Raw genomic sequence first — 6,195 nt, 5'->3', positions numbered from 1 at the left:
TAAGCAACATTCTCCTTCAATCGCCACCGCCTTCTCCTGCTTCCCTACGCCGCATACACCAGATTCAACGATAGCTCTCTTATAGGAGGCGGGAAGGTGTTGGGGGAGCAGAGATATCGGGGCGGCGAGACGACTGGATTCCAATCGCCGGCACCAGACCACATAACCAAGGTCGTCGACCTGGCAGACCTGTTGGATCTGCGCCTGCTGTCGCGCTATGCGGTACGCGTCGACGGCCATCACTCGGCAGGGGATACGTGAACAATCCCGTTGGCGCGGCCGATTGGCTTACTCAAAGCAAGTTCGAGATTGAGGTCGACGCTTTAGCGTCTCGCGCACGTGCGCCGTCAAACGATTCAACGACGCCGCGCGACTTCCCGTTTTTTATTTCAACCTGTCCGCGTCTAGCTCTGGAGGACTCGTCAACATCGGGTCTGCTGCCAATTGGCGATAGATTTGTCAAGAGCGAAACCGCTGAATTTTCTTTTTCGATCTCTTGAACAATTCATTGACGGCCCAATCGCCTAGCGCCAGGGCCGGAAAACCTTTCACTCTTCGCGAAGGGTACACAAAACCATCCGGCCGCTGACCGGGAAGGAGTGTCAACATTGCCTCGCGGATGCGAAGACCGATCCACTGACATGCTTCATGATCGCTCGAGGAGACCGTATCGTGAATGCCAAGCCTGCTGCTGTGATCTTCTCCGAGATTCCAAAGTCTCAACTCACTGCGTGAAGCGCACCGTGGCAATCACTCCACTGTCGAGCGCGCGGCGCGTAATATGAAAACCATTGCCCGCGCCGTGGTTGTTCAGCACAAGTTGACTTTCCCATGCTGCGACCAATTCATTCGTGGCCATGTAGAGCCAAGCGAACGGCAGTAATCCTGTCGGAGGGACGAGTTCCAGCGGAGGACCAAACCGGTGGGCAGCCGTTGGGGATGCGCTGGACACGTGCCTTTCGTCATCGACAACTCGGACGAATTCGGTTTCGACCTTGTAGCTGTATAGTCTTCCGTCCAGCGCTCGCAGGATCTGATCCACCGTTGGGACTAGGGATTCCAGATGGTAAGGCAACTCGAATTCGCTTTTTTCCGACATTTGTTCTGTGATTTATTGGTGGCTCGCGACCTCCATCTGCGCAAGGGCGATGACCTTGTTCAGTCTTGCCTCATCAGACATAGACAAGATCCTGGACTGCGCGGGCTCAATCATGCCGCGGTCCTCGAACGGTAGTCCGGCTAACACTTCTGCCGGCGACAGTTCATTCAAGGCGCTCTGCTCAGACACGAAGAAGGTGTTGACTTGAATTCGCGATTTCCTGCTGAGGATCGCTAAAACACGAGGCAAATGCGAAGGTACATCCCCAAAAAACTGCCAGGCAGGATACGCCCGACCGTTCTTCATTCCCGCCGGAACGACGCTATAAAACTTCGTATGGTCGGCTCGGTAGAGGGTCGTCTTCGACATCCCCGTTTGCGATATCACCTCTTCAGGGCTCAGCTTTGAAGTCGGCAGCGATCTGTGGCGCGCAGTCGTGCACGTAGAAACATCGCGCATCAAGAGTTCTGCGAGCCTATCCGCGATTACTTTGCGAGCGGGCTTGCCAACAAGGACGTCACTATCGGCGTCGGAGATTTCGTCGTGAAGTCGGTCTGTGACCTCCTCAAGTAAGTCCGCCGCTAGTAGATCGATCAATGCGTTTGAATCACCTGAATATTGCCCATTAACGAGCGCACGCAAATCCGTACGATTGATAGCACTTCCACGTTTCGTTGCCACTTCCATGTTCAGCTCCTTCTCAGGAAATCGAAGGCGGGGCAGCCGTCGGCGCTGCCCTACGGGATCGTGCTGCGGCACTACCCGCTAAAAGTTGTCGGAGAGGAAAAAGAAATCCATTCGCGAGATTTTCTGTCCGCTTTTCGGCATAAACCCGCGACGCGATCCCGATCAAAAAAGCGGTAAGCCGGCACCGCTCCGAAAACGGCCTCGTCTCCGGAGGACCGCTTCGCGCGAGCCCAAGGCCAGCCTCTGCGCAGCGGCATTGACCCGCGCCAACCGAGCCATTGTGTCGCGTAAGGACGCGGTTGAGATCGCCAGAAGCTGTCGGCGTTCCGCTTTCGATAGTCCGTCAGCTTGCACTGTAATTGTCATGCTGCTCAGAATAGATTGTTTACCGAGCGCATTATAGCTCATTTTTCCCACTTTTCCCATGCGTCCCGTTTTTCCCGTTTTACCGGACGCATGTATCGGTTAGGGATGTGAGTGAAGTCAGACGCGGAAGCGGACACTCGGCTTGCCGACGAGACTTTTGTACCGCCTGGAGGACCCGACAGAGATATTTCGGGCAGCACCGGCACTCGGCACAGGTTCCCCATTTCGTTATCTCGTTGAGAATTTGGAAGACGGCAACGCATTCGTCAAGATGCTTCAGGAAATCGTTGCCGCCGACCCTTCTGATTACGACAGCCTCGTCGGCAAAGCATATCCAGATCACTTTACGACCGGCCACGGCGGCGAGCGGCCGATGCCCGGACCGGACAGCGAAGGCCCCCGCCCGTGGGAGCCATGCTGTCCAAACGGCGGTTCGTCAAAGCGAATGACTTTGACAGGTGCATTCATATTCTCCCCGGCGGACCTCTGTTGCATCTTCTTCCGAAACGCGGAAGCACCTTGAGTTGACTGCGCATCGCTTTGGGCCACGGGTTCGTGCTTGTATTCGTGATGAGACGGCAGTCGCGCGAGCCGTTCCGAAACCGGCGGATGACGCTGCCGACTCAGACACGTGCTCGGCCCCATTACTCGCTCCTATGGGCTCAGCATGCTTTTCAGGTCATAAAGCGGAAGCGCACCCGTGACCATCTCGCCGCTCGCAAAAATAATCGTGGGTGTGATCCTTATACCTAGGCCTCGCGCCAACTCGAGATCGTTGTCGATCGGTGCGCCGGCGCACGCGTGGCCTCGTGCCGGAGGGTGCCCGTCGAGCATCCAGCGACGCCAAGTCGCCTCGCGGTCGGATGCACACCAGATTGCAGTTGCCATCGACCTCGAATCGGCTGTGAGGATCGGAAACAGGAACGTATAGATAGTGACATTGGACAGCTCGCTCAATCTGCGCTCGAGCGTCCTGCAATAGGGACAATAGGGATCGGCGAACACTGCCAGCTTCCGGCTCCCGTTACCGTGGACGGTCTTGATCGCGTGACTGAACGGCAAGCTGGCAAAGTCGACGTGCCGGTCTTGCATTTGCGTCGCGCTCGCTTCATCGTCCGCCCTCGCCGACGGAACCGGTAACAGCAGTGCCGAACTGATGACTAAGGCGGCGGCCACAGCGCACACGCCAAGCATGGACTTAAGTTTCATCGAGCTGCCGCGCTGGTAGAGCACGTAATCGATGCGGCCTACTGGCCGCAATGATCATGCGGCGCGCCGCGACGATGTGCTGGCCGCATCCGCAATCATTCCTTGCCTCGGACCACGCTGACCAGCGATGGCTCAACGAGAACAAGACGCTTCAGCTTACCTGTTTCAATTCATCGAGGTTGACGACGCCGGTTTCACTCGTGAACGCAAGTGAGTTTCCGTGGCTTTGCTGCTGCGATACGCCGTTGATCCGGTGACCGCCGCTGTCATAGTTCCGAACGCTGCCGTGCTCTTCGATCAGCAGCCGATGCTTTTCGGCAAAGAACGCGTAGCGCACGTTATTTTGTGACCCGCTCGAAGACACGTGGCCCAAATCGTCAGGCCACCACTTTTCCATGGCAGGCATGGGTTTCATCGGCTCCATGGGCTTCATGGGTTCGAACGGTTTCATGGGTTTCATCGGTCCCATCTTGTGTCCTTTTGGCAAACGACCGCAGGGCGGCGCCACTCATTTATGCATGCGGCACCTGCTTCGAGCAAGGCAGCAGGTTCGTTGCGGCGCTCGAATCGCGTTCGCGTGTCTACTCCAATCGCAATCGCCATACCCGTGTGAAAAGAAACCCGGCGGCCGCGGAATCGTCCTCGTAGCCCGCGCACTGCACAGCGACGGGCGCATGCACACGCCGAAAAATTTTGTCGTGACTTTACCTAAAAAGTATTGTCCCTATCTTACCGACGCGAGTAGTTGCGCTGGCCGGCCGGCCGGCGAGTAGGATTTAATCCTATTGCATAGAGGCTGTTATGCGAATGACACAGCAGATGAGCATCACACTACCCAACGGAATGGCGGAATTTGTGCGCGAGAAGGTCGCGCGCGGCGACTACGCGTCCGACAGCGAGGTCTTGCGCGACGCACTTCGGGTGCTTCGTGAACGCGATCGAGCCATCGAAGCGTGGTTGCGCGAGCAGGTAGTGCCCGCCGCACAAGCGCTTCGCGATGATCCCGCGCGTGCGCTGTCGGCCGACCAGGTGCGTGACGAACTCAAATAATCGCGCGCACGCCGCGGATGACCCGCCGCGTTCAGTTTGCGCCAGAGGCACTGGATCGACTCAGAGAGCTTGAACAGCGTATCGCTGACGCTCGCGCTCCGTTGACCGGCGGGCGATACATTGATTCGATCGTTGACTTCTGCATGAGACTGCAGATATTTGCCACCCGTGGTCGCGCGTGACGGACACGATGACGATTAGCGCGCTGACGGAGCAATTGCAAGTCAATTTGCGTCGCCCCGATAATCGCGTTTAACATAATTAGGCATCCGAATTGTCAATGTCAATGTCAAAAATGCGATAATGTTAGTTATGTAAAATTACTGGTACCCGCGGACCGATAAGTGCACGCGCGCAGTCCCCATTTCAGCTAGCGAACCTGCCCGCCGATTGCTTCGATGTCAAATGCCGTAGGCACCTTACCCTTCGATAGACTCTCGTGTCGTACCCCGTTCACGTAGAGCGGTCATCATCGCTGCGCCGATAACGCAACTCCCGTTGGCTGCGAATGGCCGTAACGAACACGGCGTCTAACTCGGGCACAAACCGATACAGTGCCAAGTAACCGTGGGCACCGGTCGATATGACGAGCTCGCGCATTCCGTGAAGGCTTTCAGTTGGCCGTCCGATCAGCGGACTCGATTGCAGTATGTCGAGCGCGCACACGATATCGTCGATGCGTTGTGCAGCGTGCTCAGGGGTGTGCTTGAAAAGAAAGTCAAAAATGCGGTCGAAATCCTCGCGAATCTCCGGCGCGAGAATCAGTCGCGCCATTTCTTCACCTTCGGCGGAACCGAGTCAGTTCCGGCAGCCCGACCGCGAAGATACTCACGCATCTCGGTCCACTCGATTCCGATGCCTGCATCCAGCATGTTCGCCAGTCGGGCATTGCCATCGTTGAGAAATCCGCGCCGCAATTCCTCGTTGGCGACCCTTTCCGCAATCGCTTCCAACATAAAGCTGTGCGACGTCTTCCCGGACTCTTCCGCGAGTTTTGAGACGCGGTCGCGAAGGTCAGGCGGCAGACGAAGCGTGGTGGTAGACATACCGACCCCATGGAGTGTCACAACTGTGCTACATAATACGTGGTCCAGCCGCTTTTGCAAGTGCACTGATGGTGACCGCTGAGAAAAGGCGCGAAAATGTCATCGCCGCAATCGGCGCCGGTGCTAACGGCTACATCGTAAAGCCGTTCTCAGCGGCCGCACTGGCCGACAAGCTGGCTCAGATTGCACCGCCCGCAACAACCGCCGCCCCAATGGATCGCGGCTCGTCCGTGTTCGGCGCTATCTTCAACGCCGCGGCCTAGTCCGCTCGCTCACACTTTGTTTCAATTTGTTTCAAATGGGCGGCGACCCCGCCCAGCAAGGCTCTCCGGCTACCGATGAGGTGGTTGGGCACCCGCACGCCCCCTTGCATGGTAAAGATTTCAAAACGGGCTCCGTTAAAAAACTAAAGCCAGCGAGAAACGAAACCATGAAGATCCAAACAAGCAGCGGCGCGGACACCTCACGCCAAATCGATATCCGGCGCGCGACGAACACTAATACCGACTACGCTTCCGTCACCGCACAACAGTCGAACGCCGTCACGGCAGGCAGTTCGGCCGTGAAGTTGTCGTCGTCTTCCACGTTGCACGGATCGAGCGCGACTGATATCGATACAGACAAAGTGGCAGCCATCAAAGCCGCACTGCGTGATGGTACGTAGTCGGTCTTGCAGAATCGCGCGAAGCCAAGCGCAGCGTGCGGATAGGTGCAGATAAGCAGTTGCGAAACTCCCAG

9 protein-coding genes and 1 pseudogene are annotated in these 6,195 nt (G+C 57.0%); 3 read left to right on the top strand and 7 right to left on the bottom strand.

Going from position 1 to position 6,195, the window contains the following annotated elements:
* The first annotated feature begins 257 nt into the window (after positions 1 to 257).
* Positions 258 to 500, top strand: a complete 243-nt coding sequence (locus tag AWB67_RS40125; protein ID WP_125477804.1) for a hypothetical protein — start codon at positions 258 to 260, stop codon at positions 498 to 500.
* Between the two features lie 224 nt (positions 501 to 724).
* On the opposite strand, the gene AWB67_RS33845 is transcribed toward AWB67_RS40125, so the two are convergent.
* From AWB67_RS33845 to AWB67_RS33830, 4 genes are all read right to left on the bottom strand, one after another.
* Positions 725 to 1,099, bottom strand: coding sequence for a hypothetical protein (locus tag AWB67_RS33845; RefSeq protein ID WP_087660347.1), 375 nt, complete (start codon positions 1,097 to 1,099; stop codon positions 725 to 727).
* Between the two features lie 12 nt (positions 1,100 to 1,111).
* On the bottom strand, positions 1,112 to 1,786 hold the full coding sequence (locus AWB67_RS33840; protein WP_087660346.1) for a hypothetical protein: 675 nt from the start codon (positions 1,784 to 1,786) through the stop codon (positions 1,112 to 1,114).
* Positions 1,787 to 2,806: 1,020 nt separating this feature from the next.
* Positions 2,807 to 3,361 carry a DsbC family protein gene (locus AWB67_RS33835; protein WP_087660345.1) on the bottom strand — a complete coding sequence of 185 codons (555 nt, stop codon included), beginning with the start codon at positions 3,359 to 3,361 and terminating at the stop codon, positions 2,807 to 2,809.
* A 151-nt stretch (positions 3,362 to 3,512) separates the two neighbouring features.
* Positions 3,513 to 3,812 (bottom strand): hypothetical protein, encoded by a 300-nt coding sequence (locus tag AWB67_RS33830; protein WP_087660344.1) that lies wholly within the window; start codon positions 3,810 to 3,812, stop codon positions 3,513 to 3,515.
* A gap of 350 nt (positions 3,813 to 4,162) precedes the next feature.
* Here AWB67_RS33830 and AWB67_RS33825 point away from each other — a divergent pair, with 350 nt between their 5' ends.
* Positions 4,163 to 4,411, top strand: coding sequence for a type II toxin-antitoxin system ParD family antitoxin (locus tag AWB67_RS33825; RefSeq protein ID WP_087660343.1), 249 nt, complete (start codon positions 4,163 to 4,165; stop codon positions 4,409 to 4,411).
* A 453-nt stretch (positions 4,412 to 4,864) separates the two neighbouring features.
* Here AWB67_RS33825 and AWB67_RS33815 read toward each other — a convergent pair whose 3' ends face one another.
* A complete protein-coding gene (locus AWB67_RS33815) occupies positions 4,865 to 5,185 on the bottom strand; it encodes a type II toxin-antitoxin system RelE/ParE family toxin (RefSeq protein WP_087660342.1) in 321 nt (106 codons plus the stop codon).
* Positions 5,173 to 5,457, bottom strand: a complete 285-nt coding sequence (locus AWB67_RS33810; RefSeq protein WP_087660348.1) for a CopG family ribbon-helix-helix protein — start codon at positions 5,455 to 5,457, stop codon at positions 5,173 to 5,175. Before AWB67_RS33810 ends, AWB67_RS33815 begins: the two co-directional genes overlap by 13 nt.
* A gap of 35 nt (positions 5,458 to 5,492) precedes the next feature.
* Between AWB67_RS33810 and AWB67_RS33805 the strand changes: the two are divergent.
* A pseudogene (locus tag AWB67_RS33805) lies at positions 5,493 to 5,720 on the top strand (hypothetical protein); the annotation flags it as partial.
* 244 nt (positions 5,721 to 5,964) lie between these two features.
* Here the strand turns inward: AWB67_RS33805 and AWB67_RS42450 are convergent.
* The coding region (locus tag AWB67_RS42450; RefSeq protein ID WP_235025508.1) for a hypothetical protein at positions 5,965 to 6,195 on the bottom strand (231 nt) is incomplete at its 5' end.

The organism is Caballeronia terrestris, assembly GCF_001544515.1.
Taxonomy (GTDB): Bacteria; Pseudomonadota; Gammaproteobacteria; order Burkholderiales; family Burkholderiaceae; genus Caballeronia; species Caballeronia terrestris.
The sequence above is the reverse complement of the archived record's forward strand: the minus strand, read 5'-3'. Positions and strand labels throughout refer to the sequence as shown.

Excerpts from the sequence above, each read along its gene's own strand:
- AWB67_RS33845 (WP_087660347.1), bottom strand. The coding sequence starts at position 1,099 with ATGTCGGAAAAAAGCGAATTCGAGTTGCCTTACCATCTGGAATCCCTA.
- AWB67_RS33840 (WP_087660346.1), bottom strand. The coding sequence starts at position 1,786 with ATGGAAGTGGCAACGAAACGTGGAAGTGCTATCAATCGTACGGATTTG.
- AWB67_RS33835 (WP_087660345.1), bottom strand. The coding sequence starts at position 3,361 with ATGAAACTTAAGTCCATGCTTGGCGTGTGCGCTGTGGCCGCCGCCTTA.
- AWB67_RS33830 (WP_087660344.1), bottom strand. The coding sequence starts at position 3,812 with ATGAAACCGTTCGAACCCATGAAGCCCATGGAGCCGATGAAACCCATG.
- AWB67_RS33825 (WP_087660343.1), top strand. The coding sequence starts at position 4,163 with ATGCGAATGACACAGCAGATGAGCATCACACTACCCAACGGAATGGCG.
- AWB67_RS33815 (WP_087660342.1), bottom strand. The coding sequence starts at position 5,185 with ATGGCGCGACTGATTCTCGCGCCGGAGATTCGCGAGGATTTCGACCGC.
- AWB67_RS33810 (WP_087660348.1), bottom strand. The coding sequence starts at position 5,457 with ATGTCTACCACCACGCTTCGTCTGCCGCCTGACCTTCGCGACCGCGTC.